Below are 24,653 nucleotides of genomic sequence, written 5' to 3'. Positions count from 1 at the left end.
CTATCACATATGCCTAAAAAACATGTATAAATGTGTATAATTACAAAGAGGCGTGTAATTAATTGTAATTACGCATGGAAAAAACACACGCAACAGACACACATGCAATCCTTTAGCACTTTACCTTCGGTTCCATTTCTTTTCTGAATATTAAGCTTAAAAACAGAGATAAACTTCAGTGTATGTTTTGGAGAATGCTACTAAATCAAGACCGTTGCAAAAGTGCAATCAGCGACTATTCTATTCTATACGGCTCCCAAAATTTTTGATCTAAATATTGTTAGAATTGGTGGCGATTTTATGTTTTCGCACCTATTTCTAGCTTCCTTTTTCTTTAGTTTTTGCAATTAGACGCAACTATCCCAGGAGATCGATACAAATTGTAGCACAATGCCTCCATTAAATTTTGAGAGTGCATTTTCTCGATTCCCCTGTATCTTGCAACTCCACCTGAAAACCATCTCTTTATCCCTCCAAAAGTTCGTTCTACTTTAAATCGAGTTTTCCCAATTAGTTTATTAAACCGCTTCTCCCATTGGGTTAAAGGCTTATTCTTTTTTGCCTTTTTCAAAATATGATTTTTAAGTTTTCTTGACTTTAGAATTTGTGCATTCTTCTCCGATTGGTAACCTTTATCTGCTTTCAATGGAATATCTTCGGGTAAATCTGCGGCATCCAAAACCTCCGCTAAATTTGCAATTTCATTAACACTTGCTTTTGTTGTTACCACTCCTAACACCAATCCTTCTTCATCGGTAACATGATGTTTCTTATAACCAAAATGGAATTTCCCCCGTTTCTTTAACCAACTAGCCTCTTTATCTACATTGGAAGAATATTCCTTTGTGACTTCAACTTCTTTTTCATCCTCTCTATCTTCAGTTACTTTGTAGTTGTTTTTACCCTTTGGACGAAGTGGTGTGTCAATAACACTCGCATCAATGATTGCCCCCGTCTTTACGATAATTTCGTGTTGTTCTAATTGCCTATTGATTTCTTTGAAAAGTTTTTCATAGGCTTTTTTTTGGTCATCAATGTCCTGAAACGACTAATCGTACTATGGTCTGGAGAAACTTGATCAATATGCATTCCGCAGAAGTATGAAAAAGAAATACTATCGTTTATTCTATCCTCAACTTCATAATCACTCAGACCATACCAAGTCTGAAGTAAACAAACTTTAAACAATAATAAACCATCATAAGCAGGCGTTCCTGTGGCACTAGTACCCTTAGTGTAATGAGCGTTGATGATAGCTGTTAGCGATTCCCAGTCAAGTAATTCATTTATTTGATGAAAAAAGGTGGATTTTATCTTTCGACTCCGTAAATCGCAAATACTGTCTGCTAAAGTAGGTTGAGTGTTCTTATTCATAAATAAATATACTCATATATTGCTGTATATCAATGTAATAAATCAATTATTTTAAAATTATGCCGTGCAACGGTCTTAAATCGTAAAAGAACCACTCGACAAATGGGCACAGTTAACTTTTACCTGCCACTGGAAATGAAGAAAAATTAATTATTAAAATAATCCTTTGGAGACTTTCCAAAGTATTCTTTAAAACGACGAGAGAAATAGGCCGGGGTTGAAAAACCAGTTCGGTAAGCAGCTTCCGAAATATTACATTTTCTTTCAGCAATTAATCTGGCGGCCTCTCGAAGTCGAATTGAACGAACAAATTCAGTAGCCGAACAATCTGTCAATTTCTTTAACTTTAAATGTAGCAATGATCGACTTATTCCAATTTCATCAATAATAAACTGAACATCGAGGTTGGGAATATCAATATTATCCTCTACCAGTTTTGTAATCTTTTCGATCAGTTCTATATCCGAATCAACAACTGCCACATCTTTGGGCAACATAGTTAGGTCAGATTTAAAACGTTTGAAAAGATTTTGCCTGGTTTTAAGGACATTCTCAATAAGCTGTTTAAGAATATGTGGAAGAAACGGCTTTTCGATGTAATAATCCGCACCAGTTTGCAAACCTTCAAATTTACTTTCATCCCCACTTTTAGCAGTCAATAATATGATTGGAATATGAGAAGTCTGTATGTCACTTTTTAGCTTTCTGGTAAGTTCAAAACCATCGATATATGGCATCATTACATCACTTATTATTATGTCAAAGTTAGTATTTCCTACTTTTTCAATCCCCTGCGCACCATCAACTGCTGTGGTTACTGAATAATCATTCACCAAAGTTTCAGTAATAAAGTCCAGCAATTCCCGATTGTCATCAATTACCAAGATATTGCTTTTTTTACTAATCTTATGTAATTCCTTATCTGTGGATAAAATTGTTGTTACCTTATCCCTACTTAACGTCTGAATATTATACTGCTTTTCTGCAAGGATAATTTCATCATCCTTATATTCTTTTCTGGCAACTGGAATCTTTATTGTAAATACAGAACCTTTACCTTTCTCGCTAGTTACGTTAATACTACCTTTATGCAGCTTCACCAAATTATTTGCCAGTGCTAGACCTATTCCTGAACCTCCTTCATCATTTCTGCCACTACTTACCAAATCGTCACGATAAAAACGCTCAAATATCTTATTCAGCTTAGAAATTTCAATACCAACCCCATTATCTTTAACAGTACACATAAAAGCATTCACACTATCCTCGTCATTATCAGAGACTAATTCTGAATAAACTGAAACTGTTCCTCCTTCATTTGTATATTTTAAAGCATTTGAAATAATATTTACTAATATAGTTTCAATTTTCTTGCTATCAATCCAAACCTTCGAATTCAACTTATCATAGACGAACTCTAACTCAATTCCTTTATCTTTTGCCGCATTGCTAAAATATTCTTCTATCTGCTTTATCAATTTGCCTATCTCCTGCTGACTTACCGTTAGTTTTTCTTTACCAATCTCAGTTTTCCTGAAATCAAGTAGTTGATTAATTAAGAATAATAAACGAGATGCATTATTCTTAATGCCTTTCATCTTATTGTTAAGAGCTGGAGTAAGCTTCTCTTCATTAATTATCCTAGTCAAAGGACCAATAATTAATGTTAGGGGTGTTCTCAGTTCGTGCGAAACGTTGGTGAAAAATTCGAGCTTAAAATTATTGAGGTCAGTTAGGTACATCTTTTCGCGACGTTCAATCTCTACTTGCAACCTCGACTTTCTGATTTTTCTAGAGACTGCAATAAAGATGCTCAGAGCTAGCACCATTAATAAAAAATAAATAACAAAACCCCAACATGAGAGCCAAAATGGTGGCTCAATAACAACTTTCACCGTATTAAATTGATTATCCCATTGGTTATTATCGACTGATGCTTTAACATGAAAATAATAAGTGCCCGGATTCAAATTAGTATAAGTAGCAAAATCGCGATTACCTACAAGATTCCAATCATTCTCAAATCCTTCCAGATAATAAGCATAATGACAATTCCCTTTGTTTTGGAAATTAAGAGCTGAATATTCAATTGTGAAAACATTCTCTTTATACTTTAGGTTGATTTCAGGATGTTCATTTAATGAAATTTTTAAAGCTGAAGTTTGACCAGGTTTAAGTTCCTGATTAAATAATTGCATCCCTCTAAAAACTACATTCATTTCCTTCTTTTCTTCCTGTTCCCACTTCTCATTAAAGGAGACCATGCCATTGTTACCTCCAAAATATATCATGCCGCTTTTATCCCTAAACGAAGCTCTGTAATTAAACTGCTCAAAAGGCAAGCCCGACTCTTTGTTAAACCAATTTATCTTATTGATTTCCGGATTAAATTTCACCAATCCCTTATCTCCACTTACCCAAAAAGTACCATCAATCCCTTCTTCCATACTAAAAATCCATGTAAAAGGAAAACCATTTCTCTCATTATAATGATATACTGTATCCTTTGAATAATCGTACCCCCACAAACCTTCGCGGTAATCACCCGTCCAGATACGTCCTTTGGAATCAACTTTTACAAAATTTATGTTCTTCAAATCCGGGAACTTATCAAACATTTTCACATTAATGGCATCTCTGTCAGTAAAATAAATCCCAACTGCTGATGAAAACCACATTCGGTCCTTATCTTTATGCATTGATTCAACTTGGATGTTATCAAAAACTTCATCATTAAATAGAGAAATGTTTTTAGAATTCAAATTGTAAACTGCAACACCAGCAGATGTTGAAATAAAGATTGAATCGCCCATTTGTTGCAGGCTATAAATATTATCTGCAGGTAGTACTGGATTATTAACCGTGTTAATATAATCAAACCTGTTCGTTGACATATCTAATATATTAACTCCACCACTATATGTTGCAATCCACATTCGATTTTCTGTATCGAAGAGAATATCGTGTACATTATTGTATGATAATCCAACACTCTCATCTATCACTCTTGTAATAATTTCTTTCTCAGGATCGATGCAATTTATACCTGCGTCTTCCATCCCTATCCAAACATTACCCTTATTATCTTCTGTAATACAGCTAACCGCATTCCCACTAATATGATGAGCAGCTTGACCTGCTTCCCAATACTTAAAGAAGGTTGTATTACTTCCCCAGAAATTTATTCCACCAAAGTAGGTCCCTAACCACATATTCCCTTCCCTATCACAAAAAATATTATAAATGGGATTGGTATTTAATCCTTGGGGATTGTTAATATCATATTGATGGTATGAGAATGACTCTGTATAAGGAGACCAGATACATAATCCATTTTCTGTTCCTATCCAAGTTCGCCCCAGCTCATCTTCACAAATATCATGAACCATATTATGCAAAATATATCTATTCCCCTTTACTTCAGAAGAGAACCGGCTTATTTGTCCATTGGTAAGGTTAATTCGGTATAACCCGTTACCATATTCGCCAAGCCAGGCATTATTGTTTTTATCAAGAAATAAGATCCCAATATCTCCTTGTACGATATCCTTTGGCAACTCAAATTGCCTTTGTAGGCTACGCTCTGTATCGAAAACCATTATATGTTGAGTGGATGTTAAAGCAACTATGAGGTTATTCTTTTCTCGAACGTGCATTAGAACCACTTCTTCGGGAATGTCTGCAAATTCAATCCTCTCTTTAAACATTAGAAATTTTTGACCTACAATATCAAAATGAGAAATAGAACTGTTTTTTGTAATCCACAATCCTTGATCTGAATCCTGAACATTAATTCCTGGTTGTAATTCATTTAAAATGTTATAAGGTTCAAACTGTTCGAGTTCAAAATTAAATGCATAGAAATCATTATTTGTAGTCTCAATAATTAACGATGTGTCGTTTGAGTAAACGAATCTCATGCCCCATATTTTACTTATATTACCTTGGTAATCTACGGCTGTAAAGTTTTTAAAGTGCTTTCCGTCAAAGCGCGAAATTGTGTTTCGGGTTGCTACCCATATAAAACCTAAATAATCTTGCGTGATATCTTTTGCGTACGATGATGGGAGTCCATTTTCATTCGTATAATGAAAGAAATTAATGCGATCAGAATTTGACCATGAATTAATTGAGAAGAGAAATATACAAAAGAATAAAAGTAACTTAATCATGTCGTTTAAGTATTAAGACTTAGATTACAAATCTAATGTACTTTACAAATTATACTATAACAAATGTGTACAACAATTGTACTGTTGTTTAAAAAGCAGAATTTTGGAATGTGTTTTAGTAGGAGTCTACTTTTGAGAAAGCTTGATCACAACTCCACCTCCAGAAGCACAATGAAGTTTTAATTTTGTGTTGGCATTTACTTCTCTTCTTTCTACAACATAATCTGAAGCCTGCTTATTTGAATTAATCCCATCGTTGTAGATAACAGCTTGATATTCTACATCATTTTCTAAGAAAGACAAGTCTAAGTTCAACTCTCTCTCATTCCAGTTGCTTAATCCCCCAATGTACCAATCCGTATCAAATCGCTTTGCTGTAACTATGAACTCACCAAGCTGTCCCTGAAGGATCTTAGTTTCGTCTGGAATTACAGGGATTGATGCCAAAAAGTTTGTAAATTCTTGTTCCTTTTCATAATATGTTGGTGCGTCGCATAGCATTGTTAACGGAGAATCAAACACTACATATGTTGCCAACTGATGACATCTTGTACCTTGGCTTAAAGGATTACTGTAAATTGGTTGAAAGTCTTTCTTTGAAGCATTTCTCATAGCACCTGGGGTATAATCCACAGGTCCCGCCATAAGTCGAATAAATGGAAAAGTCACATTATATTCCGGCATATTAACTTCTGGGGTACTCCATTTCATTTCTTCCAAACCAAATACTCCTTCAAAATTCATAATATGCGGGTAGGTTCTATTTAGTCCCGTTGGTTTATAGATTCCGTGCAAATCCAATATCAATTTGTATTTGGCTGTAGTTTCAGCTATTCTATATACCATTTTTACAGCTTCCTGATCATCACGATCAAGGAAATCCACTTTAAATCCTTTTATTCCCATTTCAGAATAATACTTGCATGCTTCATCAAGCTGACTATCCAGAACATTAAAAACAGCCCAAAGAATTACTCCAATATTCCTGTCTTTTGCATAACTCACTAATTCTTGCAGATCTAATTCAGGAATAACCTGAAATAAATTACCTTTTTTACCGTCATACCAACCTTCATCAAGAATGACATATTCCAAACCATATTTGGAAGCAAAATCAATATAATACTTGTACGTATCCATGTTTATGCCAGCCATAAAATCCACACTGTGAATTCCCCAATCATTCCACCATTCCCAGGCTGATTTTCCCGGCTTTGCCCAACTATAATCTCCTATTCGGTTTGGAGAAGCCAAAGCATAAACCATATTATTGACAGGCATCTCTGTATCTTTTTCTGAGATAGTAATAATTCGCCATGGAAGTCGCTGCTTTTTATTCACTTTTGCGATATATGGCTCACGCTTTGTTACATATTCCTGCTTTCGCCAAGGGTAGCAATCCACTTTTGCGGGATAAGGTGCATAAACTCCATTAAATCCTTTTTTACTTTCAGTTAATTTTAGAAACATTCCAGGGTAATCCTCTAAATCCGATTCGGTGATTGTTACTTTCCACTCATCTTCAATATCGACGACTACAGGCAAAAAAATTAAACTTGTATCCATACGTGAGATTTCACTAACCTGATAGGTATTTTGAAATGAAGTAGCAAAAGGATCGTTTTTTCCGGTTGTATGAGCAGCATAGACCTTGTAATCATTATCAAAATTGAATTCTGCAATTTCATTTTTAACGATGGCATTTCTATTTCTGTTTAATACAAACCTATAGGCAACTCCTCCTCCGTTATAAACTCGAAATTGCAGTAAATAGTTTTGTTTGAATGTTAATTGCAATTCATTATAACTTACCTTGTATGATGCAAACCTGTAAAAGGGAGAGTCTATTTGCTCATTTATATCATTCTTTCTGGTTAAAAAATCTAGACTATCACCATTTAAACTTTCTCTAAATCCGACTAAGCCAATTTTTGAATTATCCAATATTTCTCTATCTAAATGGTAGATGGAATAATATATTTCTTTATTGCAATGAATCTCAACTTTCGTTTTCTTATCTGGCGAAAACAGCTTTATTGTATCAGCCCAACCTATATACGGTAATAAATTTACGCAGATTATTATCACTATCCGTTTCATGCTGTTCATTATTTATTATAATGATTTCTTTTAAAATCACACACAACACTATTTTAGAGTAACATCAAGATAAACGGAATGACGTCCATATGTTTCATAAAAAGGTTTAAAAACAACGCCGTCAATATTGAACATCAACTTTTCAGGATTCCCAGATATCGATTTGCTGATATCGTTGGCATATAATGTTACCTTACGCCAATCTTTTCGTGGTCCTTCTTCCTGTGCTGCCAACAAAACAGGACCATAAAACAAACTGGCAATATTTTGCTGATCCATCACAGGCTCTAAATAAAAAGAAAACGGCATACGTAACTCAACGGTATCCCCATCTTTCCATTTTCGTTTTAAGGTAAGATAACTTCCAGGTTCCACAATTACATCTTCCTCTATCCCGTTAATCTTTACAAAGAAACCCTTGGTTGCCCATTTGGGCACACGTACTTTCATGGCAAACTTCGCATTCCCTTTAATGGTTAATACGGTGAAGTCTTGTTTTGGATAAGCTGTTTTTTGAGATACTGATATATTCTTTTCTGTCCAGTTTAAAGTTGATGGTATGTACAAATTTATATACAAAGCCTTATTGTCAGCACTTTTAAAATAAATGGAATTTTGAAGTTTTGTGCTGCTCTCCAATGCGGTACCATTACAACAAGTAAATCCATCCATATGGGCATTGCCAAAATGTTTTATTGCCCCTGGATTCAAAGGAACATGATAAGTATTTGCTGGAGAATCTTCAGCTACTGAAGCCAGAATATGATTATAAAGCCCTCGTTCGTAGTAATCCATAAAATCAGCACGATGGTCAAAAAGAAATAGATTTCGAGTCAATTTAAGCATATTATAGGTAGCACAAGTTTCATTTTGGCCTCCGGCGGAAAAACCATTCTCAAATAGTGTTGATGGCTGACTGGTAAAACATTCTGCATTGGCCGGGTGTGAAGCTCCGGCCACACCACCAATACTGTACATATAATCATTGGTGGTCATATCCCAAAAATTATCGGCAATATGATAGTATTCTGGGGTTTTTAAATCACGATAAACTTCAAGTGCACCAATTATTTGTGGAATATGCTGGTTCGCATGCAATCCGCGAAACATATCAACATTTTTCACGAGACCATGAGAATGTTCTGCATCTCCATAAAACATTTGGATATTATCAAACAACCTTGCAGTTTCCATATATTTAGCTTTACCACTTAAACGAGAAAGTCTGGCCATAGCTTCGTTCATGCCTCCAAACTCCCCAGCAATGTAACTGTTCCACATGTTTATTAGGGTTTGAGTAGGAAGCTGACTCAATCGAGCATGCACCCAGTCACCCATGCCAGAAGATATGTCAAGTGCTTTTTTATTGTCACTTACTTCATAAATATCCATTAATCCTGCTAAAATTTTATGTAGGGTATAATAAGGAGCCCATACTTTATCGTTATCTGTTCCGTATTTTGCCCCTCCTTCCAGCATAATAAACTGGTCTGGAGGATAAGCGCTTATATAACCATTACCCCAGTTCCAGTAATCTGTGCGAATACCTTCTTCACTTAAATCCGAATTAAAGCCTGTTTTACCTGGCCCCGGAGGTACTGCCACAGGATCAGCTATTGATTCGCCACCGGTCATTTTAGGCTGCCCAGACAGTTGTGCTAATTCGTACAAAGTATTCACCATATATTCCATCTTATTGCCAAAATTAGCCCGAAGAACGGTATCATAACCGGTACTTGCATACGCTTGGGCAATACCACTCAAATAATGGCCAGTTGCATGACCACGTAGTTTTGTTTCCTGGCTATCCCATACGCCTAAAGGTTCTGCCCCCTCGGGTTGTTTTTGTCCAAAGGTATTTCGAAACATGTAGAGGAAATCGTCAGGATTGGTTTTAGAAAGACCAAGAATAAACTTATCACGATTTTCTATAAACTTTGTTTTGTGGTTATCACAATCAGGTTCTAATGTAACCTGATTTAGGTCAAATATTTCCAAAGTACGCTCAGGCGCCCTCTTTTGTTTTGCATTCTTAACAGTAACAATAGCATTTGGCTGAATGTCCGTACCTGAAATCCGACCTGATAGAATATACTTTCCTGGGCTTAATACAGCACTGTTATCCTTAGGTGCCGGCCAAACAACCCTTACTTCAGGTCCTTTAAAATTGTTCTTGTAAATTCCTTGCACAAAACGGGGTAAACGCGGAAGTACACCTACAACTGTTTCTACCTCAATATCTGGCACCTCAGATAACAAAGTAGTGTATAACTGTGGAGTATCTTCCGAAAATTTTGATACACCACGTTCGGGTTCAATCCTTGTTCTAACTGAAGTATCTTCAATTCTTAGTGCATTATTGTATATTCCTGAAACCTGATTTTGGGTTAAGGCAATTCTGTAAATACGAAGATCATGTAATTTGGCATTTAAATACGAACTTTCAGCTGATATTGATTTCCCTATATATAGCTTATTGTTTTTAATTGAAGTGTTATCGAATAAATTATTAAGCTCCATCTCCACATTATTCGTTTCGCTTACAAGTGTACCATTAACATATGTACGCAAGCTTTTTCCATGAATATCAATAACAACAGCCAGGTGACTCCAAACGTACGGAGCCAATGCCGTATTACTTGTTTGATAATTGCGTACCGGTGCTGTTATTTGAGCTAAGAAACTTCGAGTTTCTTTCGTACCATTGGGCGCAATCCAAAAATGTTGTTGATCATTCTTGCCGAAATCCAAAAGGACCTGTCCTCTTTCCTGTGAACGCAGATAAATCCAACCACTAATACTCATCGTTTCTAACTCTCTCAATGTCTCCGCAGGGATTGAAACATATGAATCTATATTTCCTGGCAGAGAAAGAACCTTCCCAAACTGGTTGTCGGCTACAAATTCGAAATCGCCCTTTACACTTCCATGCAAATTATTACGCGACCAATCTTTCGTATTTCCATCAAACTTATACCGACAGATCAACGCAGTTTCTCCAATACCATCTAATATCTGATCTCCGTTTTGGGCAAAAACTAAAGTTGGAGTCCAAATAAAGAAAATTGCGACAATAAAAAGCATCAGTTTATTTATCTTTGTTTGCTTTAGAATCTTATATATCTGTGAAGAGTCTAAACTATAGATTTTAGTCTGAACCACCTGTATCTGCATAATTCTTGACAATAGCTTATTCATTGATATTTCGTCTTTAATTCAAAAATTTAATATGGCTTCAAATTTCTATTCTTTTATGCTAAGACGACACTACAGATGTTCTTAAGACTTGTACAAATGTTGAAAGTTGTTTTTTTTACATATTTCATAGATTATGAAACAACAATGATATAGTATGACTGTATTAACCTCAAAACTAGTTCCCTTAATAAAAAGTCAATAACCAAATCATGCGCAATAAAAATGGGTTTAAATGGATGCATTTTGCAAATAAGAGGTTCTGAGCTTATTTTATTTTTATCAGAACACCCTTTTCAAGTATACTTGACAATCATGTTTTATTTAATATCCTGATTGAATTATTATTTATAGAAAAAATAATTGTCTTTGTTCCGTTTTTTCCTTATAGCTTATTTCTATATTTTTCATTGGCTCCCCAGCTAATTATTGTATGTCCCGATAGAACAACATTATGAATTATATGCCCAATGACGGAGATAGACTAGAAAACAAACAGTTTGGAAATACCGTTCGCTCCATCACTTTTTCAGGAATAAACTACCAGTTTTCAAGACCTAACGAAAAGTACAAAGTTTACACAATGACACTAGGTTGCATAACAATTATTATCATCCATTCATAAGAATCATCAAATACAAAAATAGTTTAACGTAGCCGATGGTTTTCACCATCTAGGGATGAAACGTAAGCATTCGGCCTTGCACGCCATAAAAGTTCAATGATTTTCATCGAAGCGAGACATTCCCACTTCACATAGAATCCATGGACAATTCCCACTATTCTAAGAGTTCTTCCAGTTGTGTGGTAAAAGGTCGGCCAAATCTAATGAGTAGTCGTTATTGTAAACCGGAATCTTTGTTAGCACATCGGTTAGCCATTCCCTGGGGTTGACATCGGCAGCTTTACAACAGCCAAGCAAAGAATAAATAACAGCTGCATTTTCAGCTGCATCGTGATTTCCGCAAAACAGGTAATTCTTTCGTCCAAGCGCTAACGGCCTTATGGCATTTTCGGCCAGGTTGTTATCTATTTTATATCGTCCATCAAGATGGTACCGCGATAAACGATGGAAAAGTGAGTAGGTGTACGACAGCGCCCTGCCCATCTTGCTTTTGGGCAATACCTTGGGGTAATAGTTTACAATCCATTTTTCAAAGGCCACCATAATCGGGTAAGCCAGGCGTTTGCGCAGCTCGGCCCTTTGCATATTGTCCATATCCTGTTCGGTGGCCATGGTTTCTACCTGGTAGAGTTTGGCAATTTGTGCCAAAGCATAGCCGGCCCCGGCTTTATCTTCTGCAAGGCTTTCTTCAAATTTACGGCGTGCGTGCGCCCAGCATCCCAGCAGCAAAACACCTTTCTTTTGCTCGTAAATGGAGTAAGCTTCGTAACCGTCGGTTTGAATGGCCCCCTGGAAACCGTGCAGCAGTCCTACCACTACTTTTTGTGCCCGTGAGCCTTTGTCGTAATGAAAGAAGACCAGGTTTTTCATTACCGACCGCACCATCCACAGATAAGCCTTTACTGTTTTGTTTTTTTCGTTGTTCACAACCGGGACAGTGCTTTCATCTACCTGGATGTAATCCGATTTTATCACGACCTCCCGCAACCGGAAGTATAAAGCCCGGAGCAGATCGCAACTCCCCTGGAACCAACCGTTGATGGTTGAAGCCGGTAGGCTTACACCAATCTGTTTAAATATGGTTATTTGACGATGAAAAGGTAAATGGTGTTGGTATTTATTAATTAACAGTTCTGCTAAAAGCGAAGCCCCCGCATTGCTGCGCGGTAATGGCAATGGAGGCAGTGATGCTATTTGCACGGCTGGCACTTCCTGCTCCTGCTGCGTTGGCTTTGCTGCATATTTGGGCCGGATGATACGCCGGACGTATAACTCGCCGGGTTTATGCTCCAATACTTCGGTTACTTCTTCTCCAATGCGCGTCCAGTTGTCATCGATACCTTCCGGCTCGATGGTTTCTTCTTCACGGCGGAGGTCCTCGGGCAATGGTAAGCGGACCGGTTTCTTTTTTTGTTTTTGCGGCTGTTTGCGTTTGTAGGCCAACAGCTCCTTGTCTGCATCCTGTGCCAGGTTTTCTTCTTCGGGCAACAAATCCAGGCCATCAAAGTCTATCTTTCGCTGATTGGGGTCGGAAGGGATATATCGCTCACTTGATGCTTTCCAGAAACGGCGACGGTACCAAGCTAGCTGATCTGCCATTTTATTAAGTTGCTCTTCCTGTTTTTGGAGCCTCGCTTTCTGTTTATTGATGAGTGCTTCTTGTTCCGTATTTTGAGCCTTAAGAACCTCCAGGTAACCATCATCGGCCTGTCGTAAACGAGATAGTTCACAGTACATCTCATCACGCTCCTGAAGCAGCTGTTGGATCAGTTTTTCGTTATCGGTATTTTGGCTCATCTATCCCCTTCTGAATATATCTCAAAGATACTAAAATCAAGGGTTTTAGCCAAAAATACACCTTTGGTTTTAAGTGCTTTTCCGACGTTTTTTCAAACGCCTGTTTATCGGTTTTACATTGCTTACAATCGCCATCAGATCTTGCCAGGATATGGGCTGCGACGTAATGGTTTCATCAAAGGTTGGCAGCTTAAAAACACCATTCTCAAGCTTTTTGTGATAAATAACCAAACCACCATGTTCCAGGTGGAGTACCTTCATAATGGTCAGGTTGCGGTTGATAAAAATAAACACCTCCCCATCCTGCACATTGCGCTTCATTACTGAAGTTACAATGCCACTTAGGGTATAGAAACTTTTACGCATATCGACCGGGGCCGGGTAAAGGAAGTACCGTAACTTCCCATGTAAATGAAACATAGGCTATAGTCAATATAAATGAACGATGGTCTTTAGAAAAGCCGGATCAACATGCCCTTTGACCTGCAACCGTGTGCCGTTGGGGAAAATAAACTCAAGTCCCTTTTCTTCTGATGTGAACTTGTCCCTTTCTGTTGGAACAACCGCATGGTTATCGTAAGCATTCGGTCAACTCCGTATTGAATACTTGATAAGAATAATGTATTTATCAAAGTTTCTCTAAATTATTCGGAGAATTTTTATTGTTCTAAGAGATTTCTGTGTGCCCACTTGTATTCTGCTGTTTAAAATTATGTGGTAACAGTTCTGCCAGATCTTTGCTGTAATCGTTGTCGTAGTTGTGGATATTTTCCAGGAAGAAAGTCATCCATTCGCGGAAGTTTACCCCGCAGGCTTTGCAACAGCCCAACATAGAATAAATAATCGCAGCATTTTCGGCAGCCTCGTGGTTTCCGCAAAACAACCAGTTTTTTCTTCCAAGAGCTATTGGGCGGATTTCATTTTCGGCCAGGTTATTGTCCATTTTCCATCGTCCATCTAAATGGTAGCGGGTTAGCTTATGGAAAATATTGTAAGTATACCGTATGGCTTTTCCAATCCTTCCTTTGGCCAATACCTTGGGGTACTCGGCAAGCAGCCATTTTTCAAAAGCTACCATTATGGGATACGACAAACGTGAGCGCAACTCTGCACGTTGTTCATAAGAAAGGTTTTCCTGGTCGGCCTGGCGTTCTACATCGTAAAGCAGGCCAATTTGCTCCAGTGCGTATTCTGCCCTGGTCTTGTCTTCCTTTAAAGCTTCGTCGAATTTGCGCCGGGCATGGGCCCAGCATCCAAGGGGCAACACACCTTTTTTGTTTTCGTAAATATCGTATACCGCGTAACCATCGGTTTGTAGTACCCCTTGGTAATGTTTAAATAATTGCAATGCTACTTTTTGTGCCCGTGAACCCTGGTCGTAATGAAAAAAGACCAGGCCGGGCATAACCGCTCGTACCATCCAGAGGTACCCTTTTATTGTTTTATGCTTTTCGCTATTAATAATCGGGATGGTGGTTTCGTCGCACTGAACGTAATCCGATTCCAGTACCAATTCTTTTAACCTGTACCATGTAGGCCGCATAAGGTCGGCTATATCTTTAAACCAATCGTTTATGGTAGTAGGGGGAATGGATATTCCCTGCTGCTTAAACATTTGTACCTGGCGGTAAAACGGAAGATGGTCAACGTATTTGTTTATAGTAATATCGGCTAACAAACTAGCTCCTGCATAACTCCTGGCAATGGGCAAAGCTGGCATTGGCGCTGTTATAATTGGCTTTTCTATATCCTGTTTTTGATCCTTTTGTACATATTTGTGGCGGATAATCCGGCGTACATACCATCTGGCGGGGTCGCGTTCCAACACCTCTGTAATTTCCGGGGCGAGTTCTGTCCAGTTTTCTGTATCAATGTTTTGTGGGTAAATGTGGTGTTCCTCGCGTGGAAGGTTTTCAGGTAATGGCTTGCGTACCGGGTGTTTTCGTTCTTTTACAACTACCCGTTTGGTTTTGTATTGTTCTATTTCTTCTTTGGCACTGGTTGCCAGCTTTTTTTCTTCTTCAAGCAGGTCAAGCCCGTCAAAATCAAAACTGCGTTGCATGGGGTCTTCTTTTATATAACGTTCGCTCGATTTGCCCCATATTTTCCGCTGCAATGCCTCTATTTGTTGTTTCAGCTTGTTTATTGTATTGTCTTTATCGTTAAGCTTTTGTTGAAAAGAAGCCCTCTCTGAGGCGAAATCCTGGTACCCTGACAACTGGGTACGGAGCTTGGACGTTTCGCGGTATAGCTGGTCGCGTTCTTCCAGTATTTGTTGTATGAAAAGCTCCTCTTCTTTGGTCATTTTTGCTTACGTTCTTTACATAAAGAAAGTAATTATTTGCCAGAAAACCAAAGCCGAAACCCTTTATTTACGGCTGTTTTAAAGGTTTTTTCCAACTTTTTTGTTCGCTTTTTTATCTGAACAAACACCTTGTACCATTGTTACCAGTTCCTGCCAACTTGTTTGAAAAGTGTTATTATCAGGGGCCAAAACAGGCAAATGAAAATGGCCCGATTCCAGCTTCATGTGATAAATGACCAATCCCCCGCATTCCATGTGAAGGATTTTCATAATGGTCAGCCCCCGGTTGATAAAAATATATACATCGCCATCCTGGATATCGCGTCCCATCTGGTTGGTCACCATCCCGCTAAGGGTATAGAAACTGCGGCGCATATCGGTAGGATGGGAATACAGGTAATACCGCATTGATGGTGTGAGGCTAAACATGCTGGCCGGGATTTAATAACAACAGCGACTGCAGCACATCAAGCCCTGGCATTTTTTCCAGTTTTAAACAAACACCATTGGGGTAAGTAATTTCGCAGGGAATGGCACTGCCGTCACCGCTTGAATGTTGGAGCCTCTCAACTCCGGTTGTTTCGCCCAGTGGTTGGCTGTTTTCGAAAACCACAGGAACAAACCCTTTTTTAGGGGGTAAAATCCCTTTCAACTTATTTTGCCAATAGTAAAACTTTGCCTCGTGCATGTTCTGGTTACTGCAAAAATCGCGGACTGTTAAGCCCGAGGCCAGAAAATCGTCATAAATGGTACGGAATTTATTCGCGTTAAGCATATAGTTTGTTTTTGAAATTAAAAAGCAAACTTAGCTAACGCGATAAAAATTTGGGAACGGGTTTTACCGATTGCTTACTGGTTATCTGTGTTTGTAACCGGTTGCTTGCCGATCAATAAGGGAACAAACTCTTTGGGAGCCTCCTTTTCCCTTAAAATCTTTTGCCAGCGATAAAAAGTTGATACGGCAAAATCCTGGTTGGCACAAAAATCACGGACCGTTAAACCTGATGATAAATATTCCTGATACAACTCGCGAAAACTGGATTCAATTATTTGCATTGTTTTTGCCTCAAAAATAGCTCGCAAGAAAAAGGGAAGCAATATGTATCAGGCCGAATGCTTACGATGAAACACATAATGTCAGGCTCTGCATATAAATGTATCGAAATACTTTTGCATATAGTGGTTAGTATTATAATTACTAGTTCTAAGCAAACAAATAGCAATTTAAACCATAAAATAGTATATCCTTAAAGAATATAGGTGTAGACAATGAAAATATCGCAACAAAGCAATTAGCCCACCTCCATTTTTGTTAGAAAAAACAAAAGGGCATCTCCCAAAAAAAGAGATACCCTTACAAACTAAACTATAATATGCGAAAGAATCGAAATCCGAAAGACCAATGTAAGTTCGAGATTGTAACGTTTAGATTGGGGTCTTTCATTCTGAAAACAGCATCAACGAAATTATCTCTTTCAATAGCTAAGATTGGATTTTTATCCTTAAGATGAATTCCACTTTCCCAAAATTCCAGATGGTAAAATCCATCTTTAACCTTATGTAATAGTTTGACTCTTGTGCCTTTTTCTATTGAGTCAAGCTCTACAATAGTTGAATTATCAGCAACAATTTAAGACTACAACATTGCCACCGTCCTCCGGAATAATATTAATGTTTATAGAACAATACTTTTTATCCGTTTCTATTTCTTTATCCTTCTCGCAAGCCCCAGCAATTAATACAACCGATACAAGCATCAATAACGCCCTAGTTTTCATACAGCTTCTTTTCAACGTTATATTTAATTACAGGGTTTATTCAATTCCTCAATATTCTTTTTTAAAAGCTGCTTTTCTTTCAAAATCTTGCTTGCCTTACCTGTTAGTTTTAAGTAATGATCGGAAGGGAAACCATCCATGTTAATAAATCTGGCATTAACCGGAGGAGAGTCCGTGCATTTAAAGATCGCTGTTGCTTCATCTACTTCGTCAAACATGGCAACATAAATCATTTTTGCTCCTGCGTCTAATACATTATATATTTGGTTCCAGAAAAATTTACCTCCATAACGCGGAATTTGCTCGTAATCAAATTTCCCATCAAATTCCACTCTGCTTAAATTACCCCAACTAAATCCAGGATAGACACAGGGTACATAATCAACACCATTTTCCTTACTCCATTTTAAATCTTTTTTAACATGTGCCCTGTAAAAATTCATTCCTGAAAAAACATCTAAAGTAAATCGTCCTACCATCCAAGGCATAACGATATCAGCTTTACGAATTAAATAGTGCAAATAATCATCACTTACACAATCTGAATCCAATTGCCTAAAGTATGTCGGAACACCCAACATAATACTACATCCACCATAAACGGGGTCATGTTTCAAAAAGTCGATTAGTCTTTCCAATTTAATATTACGTATATTGTATGGGCGATCAGGAAATCCAATCCCCCAAATGGCCACCAGAGGTTTTTCATTATGATGTAAATAATTATTCTTCTCTCCAAAATTTGTTATCTGTAATTGGTCAACAAGATGCTTCCAATCTTCAATTATTGTGGAGCAATCATCTGTATCGGGATTCAGTCCCGAAAGGTCGTACATTACCGCAAATGCTCTTTCGTATTTTTGAGATGCAGTTTGTGCATTTTTTAAGACTAAATCAGGAATCTTTCTTGAATCCTTATTTCTTGTATAGTCAAAGAAACGTTGCATAAAGACACCATCGATTCCATATTCTTTCATCCATTTAAAATGCAGGTCTGTAGTACTTTCATCTACCGAGCTAAAAATATGAGCTGTACTTCCATCTTTATTTACGAACGCTGTTGAATAAGTTTTCTCATATTCCGACATATCAGGGTAAATATCAATTGTTAAATGTTCAGGATCGAACTTTCCTTTATTTCCAAAATGTCCCCAACCTACATTTGCGTTATCACCTATTGCACGAAACCAACCTTGATAGCCACACATTACAAGCCCTTTATATGATTTATATAAGACATCATCTTGCGCCATCCCATTGCTCATTGCAATAACCAGAATTAGATTCAGGATAATAATTCCCTTTATCACTTTTCTATTTTTATACATTTGTTTCATCTTAGTCTTGCTTATTTACTTTACTTTCTATTTGTTTTAAAAACTCAACATCTGTGCAAGAAAAACGAATCTTTGTTTTCCAATCTGCACTACCCTGACCTACTTTAATTAGCATATGGTTCCATCCTTTTTCCAAAGGAACACCCTCATAAACAAACTGGTCTTCCTGCATTCCTCCCAAGCGCAGATATTCTTTAATCACCTTTCCATTCACGCTAAATGCCAAAGCATCATCAACGCCAAAATGCAAATCGAGTCGCGGTATGTTGGGTTCAATAAGCAAATCGGTAAGAGAACGTGGGCTATACAACCAAAAGCTTAAATAAACAACTGCATTTTCTTTATGCATCAAGTTCATTCCTTTAAAATCCCATATACCATTTTCTGAAGCAGAGGCCATGTCCCAAAAGTTACTACCCGTTTTTGTCCCTATTTTTACCTTTATAAATTCTTTTTCTGATATTGGTGAACGCTCAAATACATGGAGAATGTTTTCGCTTGCAGAAGCAAAGGAACCACAGAATAATGCATTTTCAAGAATATATTCATTATTTAATGCATGTGCATTGATATTATTTCCCAATCCTTTAAAGTCGCCACCAAGATTACTCAAAACATTTCGCACAAGATTCCGTGCCTGATTTCCAAGCATAAAGAAATCGATTGTTGAGACAATTATTTCTCCATTCCCTATTCTATCAAAGACAATTACACTTGAAGGATTTTTGGCTTCCCGTTCATTACGTATGACCTGCGCTGTTTTAACATCTTCACCCTGGTAGTTCCACTCCTGCCACTCGGTATTGCATGCTTCTAAAAGCACTCTCGAGTTTTGTACCCATTCACCTCCAATTGATAGTGTGGAGATTTTGTTCTTTGTCATCTCTGAGAAGTAGAGACTTCTATTACTTTGACCATTTAATAATGGATGATTATCCTTTAAGAGATAACTTGTTGCCGTTCTTTCATAAAAAGAGACTTCATTCTTTGTGAGACGCTCAATAAGTTCTTCAGACTTGAGACATGCTCCCCATATCAGAACAGAACTTCCTTTTCGTACCCCTAACCTAATCTTCTTAATTAAATCATTCGTAATTTCAGGAGGATTAACTCCATCAATTAATATCAACTGTATTTGATTATCATTTAGCATATCAAATTTAACTCCCAAGTCCTCGAACTTAACTTTTAAAGAGTCGTTTTCCTGTGCAGATAACCATGCTATGCTTTCTTTAATTTTCCCAACATTACAAAAGACAGTGTTATTCAATTTATTCTTCCATCGATTAACCAGTGAAGAATAATTAGGGCCGAAAGCCGCTTTTACTGCTTCAAATAATGGCCATGGTTCATACAATGGAAGTGCTGGATCGTATCCGGGGTTAAATGTTGAAGTATATGGGCCGAGCCTTTCGGGCTGGTAACCAGGCTTTCCTTCAACGAATTTTTCAAAGAATACCCCATCTGTTAACCTTGCTGCTCTCGAAACATCTGATAATCCAATTGGAAGTGGTTTGTGTCCATACCAAGCCAAATTAAAGACACTTGTATATGAAGCATTCAAACTACGTTGTCGCGAGATGTTATCAAAAGCTTCTCCCGCTAACCCTTCCATTCTCCCCAATTGAGACTCAAATGCTTTGTCACCATTTATTTTAGAGACCTGAAGCGGAGTTCCATAATAAGCCATTCCGGTTTCTCCTATTCCCCATGGTTTTCCTTCCTGCGACCATTTATCCATGGCACCGTTGCCACCATAGTGACCGATAACTGTAGGTAAATCTGTCTCTGCCTGCGTTTCTCCATCTCCCGAAATCCAGGTACGGGTAGGATCAAACTCACGAGTAATGGCTACCCAATTATTTATTTCTTGTACATTCCTGTCAATTAAATCTTGAGGGGCATGAAAAACATGTTGAGTTACCGGCAATGTTTCGTTACAAACACTCCATCCAAACACTGAAGGATAATTCCTATCCCTTAATACCAAACCCTTTACATGCTCTTTACATGCTTTCCAATACAGTTCCGAGTCAATTTTCGGTCCACCATCACTCGACCAGATTGCTGTTTCGTCCAATACGCAAATTCCCATTTCATCAGCCATTTCCAAATAAAAACGTGGAAATATTTGTGCGTGCAGACGTAACCCGTTAGCATTTCCATCTAATAACATCTGGTACCAGGCATAGGCATAGCGACGTGTCATTTGAGGAACACCCATAAAGTGCCAGGAGTCTCCTTTTACTACAAACGGTTCTCCATTTAGGGTAAGGACGTCTCCTTTAATATCAAATTGACGCCATCCAAAACGGGTATAATCTTTTTCAATTACCTCTTTCCTTTGTTTTAACGAAACCACTAATCCATATAAATTAGGACTTTCAGGAGACCAAAGGTCTAAGGCCCCTTTTACCTTGGTTTTTAACGTATATGTATATTCAGAATTAGGCTCAATAGTATGTTTTGACTGATCCAATTCGAGTAATGTTTCTCCCAAAGTCCATTTTAACTCTGGAGTTTCAAGGATGGATCTTCCACTTTTATTAATCCATCGTTTTACAACCGCATTAATATCAAATTTAATCCTTTCCGTGGTTGTGTTTTTGACGGTTATTTCGAGCTCCAACTCATCCCTACTAACCCAAGGTTTAACATACGTATCTGTCACGTATACATTCGGAACTTTTTGCAAAAAAACATCCTGCCAGATCCCTGCAATATAAATTCCCCAAAAGGAACCGGCCACATAATTTCTTCTTCCGTACTTTCCAGGATCATTCAATAAGCTACCATGAGCAATCCACACCAATACTTCCAATTCTTCACCGGCTTCTACAAACTTAGTAACATCAAAGTTAAATGGTAGAAATGAATCAAAATGTTCACCCACTTCATTTCCATTTACAAATACTTTGGCATATCCTGCAACTGCTTCAAAATGCAAAATAAACCTGTTGCCTGTCCAAGAGGATGGCACGGTTAGAGTTTTCTTAAGCCAACCTGCTTTAACATCATTCCATTCCCTGGGATAACTGGGGAAAGCCACAAAATCGCCTCCTTTACCATTGGTAAAACCATTTACATTCCATGGAGATGGCACTTTATAGGGTGTTGTTTCCCAACCTTCAATATCAGGTAATTCAGGAGTTTTTATTTCATCTAATGTAATATCGTCAGCAACCTCAATTGGCATAAACTGCCAACTTCCATTTAAGCATATTTCATCTTTAAATGGTTTTTCTACTTTCTTCACTAATCCCTCTTGTGGTGCAAAATCTCGATTAAAAGTAGTTTGCGAAAATACGCTCGTCGATAGTGTTAATGCTATTAGTAATAATCTTTTCTTCATTATAATTTTTATGTAGTCTTGTAGGTTTTATTGGAAATAATTACTTAAAGTCACTTGGAGCTACAAACAACTATACCACCATTTTATAATTAACTTCCATTATATACTCTTCGATCCCTATAATGTTCTTCGTATTGAATCTTTTCTGTGGCTAGATGCTTTTAAAGAAACATACTCCGCTTGTATCAAAATCAGTATTACACTCTATTCTTTCTGGATTTTTAAATTCTATGTACTCTTCTGTTATTTCAATCATCACTAAAACAACCGTTTAGACACTTAACATCTAACCAATGTTAAAAAATGTTTTTTGCAGACGGGGGAGCAGCTTCCTCACTACTACCCCATATCTTATTAGCTTTTGGTCCCATTTCAAGTTTTAATATTCCTCCATTCATAATATCGCTATGATAAAACCACGGTTTATTCAAATCTTCACCATTAAGAGTTGCTGATTGTATGTATTTATTCTTTTCGCTTAAATTATTTGCAATTATTTCAAACACCTTCCCGTCGCCTAAATCAATTGTAGTTCTTTCAAAAAACGGACTACCTATATTATAAGTTGGCGAACCTGGAGTTACAGGATAAAATCCCATTTGTGAAAAAACAACAAAAGCAGACATTCCACCTCCGTCTTCATCACCCGGCACTCCCATCAAATCGTTACGGAACCACATATTTATAAGTGATTTTATTCGCTTTTGTGTTTTCCATGGTTGCCCTGCGTAATTATACAAATAAGGAATGTGTAAGGATGGTTCGTTAGCCATTGAGAACTGCCCCACATTACCCGTATGATCAGGTAATTGGGCATAAAAACTAAATTTGTTTCTTCCTAATGATTCGTTAAATGTTTGATCCAGATTACAAATGAAGGTATTACGTCCTCCCATTAGCTGAATTAAGTCGGCTGGATTGTGTGGGACATCCCAACGATAAATCCATCCATTATTTTCGCCATAATATTTTCTAGCTCCCATTCCTCCTGAAAACTTATAGTCAAATGGGTAAATAAACTCTTGTCTATCATCTTTTGGATGAAAAAATCCTGTATCTGAATTATAAATTTTACGATAATTGTATGAACGTGCGAAAAAATACTTATGCTCTTCTTCTTTACCCAGAATTTTAGCAATCTCAGATAAGCACCATTCGTCATATACAGTTCCCAGTGTTACAGCAACTGGTTGACGGTTTTCAAAACTATGAATCAATGGAGAATATTCTTTCTGGTCTTCTCGTAGCGCTGGGAAATATCCAAAGGTCCGATAAAATTCATCTAAGTCTCCAACAGGTTCACCTGACCACGGAGCAAGAGTTTTTTCCGTTATTGCATTTTTACAAGCTAAATATGCATTCCCCAAATCAAAATCCTCTATACCTTTTACATAAGCATCTAGAACGGTAGCGACTCCATGATTCGAATTCATCCGTCGGCTATCTCCTGTAATTTCGGGAAATGTTGGCATCCAAAAATCTGGCATTTGTTCAGCCATCCGAATAAATGATTTTATAATATCGGTTTCCATCTTTTTTTCGGTTAGCACACGCAGTGGATGAGTTGCACGATAAGTGTCCCAGATCCAATCATCCGTATAAAAAGGAGCACCATTATCTTCATGAACCATTCCATCAAACGCACTGAAATATCTTCCATCTTCTGAAATGCAGACTGGGCGTTCGTATGTGCGGTAGACTGAAGTATAAAAAACAGTTTTTTCGTCTTCACTTCCTCCTTTAACTTTGATCTTATTCAAAGCCTTGTTCCAGCTTTGCTCACCTTTTTCTAGAACAGCCTCCATATTAAAGCCTTCAATCTCCCGATACAAATTATTCTGAGCCTGCTCTTCGCTAATAAAAGAGATACCATAACGAATATTAACCTGTTTTATGTTATCAGCAAATTTAAGAACAGCACATTGGTTCTTTCCTTCACCAGACTGGCTCTTTATTAACTCGCCATCGTGAAGTAATCCTGTTTCAATGGGTTCTTGGTCTGTTTCAAAGTATACAAAAATATTTGTTTGTTCTTTTTTGCGTATGTTATTGGAAATTGTTTGATAACCACTAACTACCCCATTACTAATTTTAATCTCTCCTTTTCTATTATTTATTAAAAGGTAAGGGGGCTCGTTCTTGGTAAAATCAATCCGGTACATACCCGCTTGATGCGAAACTCCATACCTAACCTGTATTTCAGCATCATCCAGATATACTTCGTAACAATAGGGTTTTATACTCTCGTGATCGTAACTATAATTAACAACAGGATTCATCTTTGATTTGGGTCCTTGGTAAGGGCTTAAATTAAAAGCCGAACTCCCGCGATGACTGGTGGTTACGATGGGCAAACCATTTAAATGATCGGTTGTATAATCCTCTCTTGCAGGTATTACACGCAACATGCTATTCGGTAAATGAATTGTTGGAAAAGTAGGAACTAATAAATGACTAATATTCCCCATATAAGGATTGACATAATCAATGGGCTGATTGCCTCTATATAAAGTTTTGTTTACAACCAGATACAAACTCACTAATATGCTCCCTATAAAAATGCATTTAACAAATGTCTTACTATTCTTTAATTGAAATTTAATCATTAGAATCCTCCT

12 protein-coding genes and 1 pseudogene are annotated in these 24,653 nt (G+C 37.4%); all 13 read right to left on the bottom strand.

Annotation, left to right across the window (positions count from 1 at the left end):
* Window positions 1-334: 334 nt before the first annotated feature.
* A pseudogene (locus BUB08_RS18195) lies at window positions 335-1,374 on the bottom strand (IS5 family transposase).
* A gap of 146 nt (window positions 1,375-1,520) precedes the next feature.
* A complete protein-coding gene (locus BUB08_RS18190) occupies window positions 1,521-5,546 on the bottom strand; it encodes a hybrid sensor histidine kinase/response regulator transcription factor (RefSeq protein ID WP_073003350.1) in 4,026 nt (1,341 codons plus the stop codon).
* 126 nt (window positions 5,547-5,672) lie between these two features.
* Window positions 5,673-7,646, bottom strand: coding sequence for a glycoside hydrolase family 97 protein (locus tag BUB08_RS18185; RefSeq protein ID WP_217651656.1), 1,974 nt, complete (start codon window positions 7,644-7,646; stop codon window positions 5,673-5,675).
* 48 nt (window positions 7,647-7,694) lie between these two features.
* Window positions 7,695-10,844, bottom strand: a complete 3,150-nt coding sequence (locus tag BUB08_RS18180; protein ID WP_217651655.1) for a beta-L-arabinofuranosidase domain-containing protein — start codon at window positions 10,842-10,844, stop codon at window positions 7,695-7,697.
* Between the two features lie 781 nt (window positions 10,845-11,625).
* Window positions 11,626-13,263: an IS66 family transposase gene (gene tnpC / locus BUB08_RS18175; RefSeq protein ID WP_073003348.1), complete on the bottom strand. Its 1,638-nt coding sequence runs from the start codon at window positions 13,261-13,263 to the stop codon at window positions 11,626-11,628.
* Window positions 13,264-13,332: 69 nt separating this feature from the next.
* Entirely contained in the window at window positions 13,333-13,683 is a 351-nt protein-coding gene (gene tnpB, locus BUB08_RS18170) for an IS66 family insertion sequence element accessory protein TnpB (protein ID WP_073003347.1), read from the bottom strand.
* A gap of 247 nt (window positions 13,684-13,930) precedes the next feature.
* The gene (tnpC, locus tag BUB08_RS18165) at window positions 13,931-15,568 is read right to left on the bottom strand and encodes an IS66 family transposase (RefSeq protein ID WP_073003346.1); all 1,638 of its coding nucleotides are present in this window, start codon (window positions 15,566-15,568) and stop codon (window positions 13,931-13,933) included.
* Between the two features lie 78 nt (window positions 15,569-15,646).
* On the bottom strand, window positions 15,647-15,997 hold the full coding sequence (gene tnpB, locus BUB08_RS18160; protein ID WP_073003345.1) for an IS66 family insertion sequence element accessory protein TnpB: 351 nt from the start codon (window positions 15,995-15,997) through the stop codon (window positions 15,647-15,649).
* Window positions 15,990-16,343: an IS66 family insertion sequence element accessory protein TnpA gene (gene tnpA, locus BUB08_RS18155; protein WP_073003344.1), complete on the bottom strand. Its 354-nt coding sequence runs from the start codon at window positions 16,341-16,343 to the stop codon at window positions 15,990-15,992. The genes tnpB (BUB08_RS18160) and tnpA (BUB08_RS18155) overlap by 8 nt, the downstream gene beginning before the upstream one ends.
* A 74-nt stretch (window positions 16,344-16,417) precedes the next feature.
* Window positions 16,418-16,624 (bottom strand): IS66 family insertion sequence element accessory protein TnpA, encoded by a 207-nt coding sequence (gene tnpA, locus BUB08_RS18150; RefSeq protein WP_073003343.1) that lies wholly within the window; start codon window positions 16,622-16,624, stop codon window positions 16,418-16,420.
* 745 nt (window positions 16,625-17,369) lie between these two features.
* A complete protein-coding gene (locus BUB08_RS18145; protein ID WP_073003342.1) occupies window positions 17,370-18,683 on the bottom strand; it encodes a glycoside hydrolase family 99 protein in 1,314 nt (437 codons plus the stop codon).
* Between the two features lies 1 nt (window position 18,684).
* Window positions 18,685-22,035 carry a glycoside hydrolase family 2 protein gene (locus tag BUB08_RS18140; RefSeq protein WP_073003341.1) on the bottom strand — a complete coding sequence of 1,117 codons (3,351 nt, stop codon included), beginning with the start codon at window positions 22,033-22,035 and terminating at the stop codon, window positions 18,685-18,687.
* Window positions 22,036-22,331: 296 nt separating this feature from the next.
* Window positions 22,332-24,641 (bottom strand): GH92 family glycosyl hydrolase, encoded by a 2,310-nt coding sequence (locus BUB08_RS18135; protein ID WP_073003340.1) that lies wholly within the window; start codon window positions 24,639-24,641, stop codon window positions 22,332-22,334.
* Window positions 24,642-24,653: the final 12 nt, after the last annotated feature.

The sequence above is a fragment of the Mariniphaga anaerophila genome (assembly GCF_900129025.1).
GTDB lineage: Bacteria > Bacteroidota > Bacteroidia > Bacteroidales > Prolixibacteraceae > Mariniphaga > Mariniphaga anaerophila.
Note: the sequence above shows the minus strand (reverse complement) of the source record. Positions and strands in the feature narration are given on the sequence as shown.

Bases quoted from the DNA above. Each gene is read 5' to 3' on its own strand.
- BUB08_RS18140 (WP_073003341.1), bottom strand. From the start codon at position 22,035: ATGAAGAAAAGATTATTACTAATAGCATTAACACTATCGACGAGCGTA.
- BUB08_RS18190 (WP_073003350.1), bottom strand. From the start codon at position 5,546: ATGATTAAGTTACTTTTATTCTTTTGTATATTTCTCTTCTCAATTAAT.
- tnpB (WP_073003347.1), bottom strand. From the start codon at position 13,683: ATGTTTCATTTACATGGGAAGTTACGGTACTTCCTTTACCCGGCCCCG.
- tnpA (WP_073003343.1), bottom strand. From the start codon at position 16,624: ATGCAAATAATTGAATCCAGTTTTCGCGAGTTGTATCAGGAATATTTA.
- BUB08_RS18185 (WP_217651656.1), bottom strand. From the start codon at position 7,646: ATGAAACGGATAGTGATAATAATCTGCGTAAATTTATTACCGTATATA.
- tnpB (WP_073003345.1), bottom strand. From the start codon at position 15,997: ATGTTTAGCCTCACACCATCAATGCGGTATTACCTGTATTCCCATCCT.
- BUB08_RS18180 (WP_217651655.1), bottom strand. From the start codon at position 10,844: ATGAATAAGCTATTGTCAAGAATTATGCAGATACAGGTGGTTCAGACT.
- tnpA (WP_073003344.1), bottom strand. From the start codon at position 16,343: ATGCTTAACGCGAATAAATTCCGTACCATTTATGACGATTTTCTGGCC.
- tnpC (WP_073003346.1), bottom strand. From the start codon at position 15,568: ATGACCAAAGAAGAGGAGCTTTTCATACAACAAATACTGGAAGAACGC.
- BUB08_RS18145 (WP_073003342.1), bottom strand. From the start codon at position 18,683: ATGAAACAAATGTATAAAAATAGAAAAGTGATAAAGGGAATTATTATC.
- tnpC (WP_073003348.1), bottom strand. From the start codon at position 13,263: ATGAGCCAAAATACCGATAACGAAAAACTGATCCAACAGCTGCTTCAG.
- BUB08_RS18135 (WP_073003340.1), bottom strand. From the start codon at position 24,641: ATGATTAAATTTCAATTAAAGAATAGTAAGACATTTGTTAAATGCATT.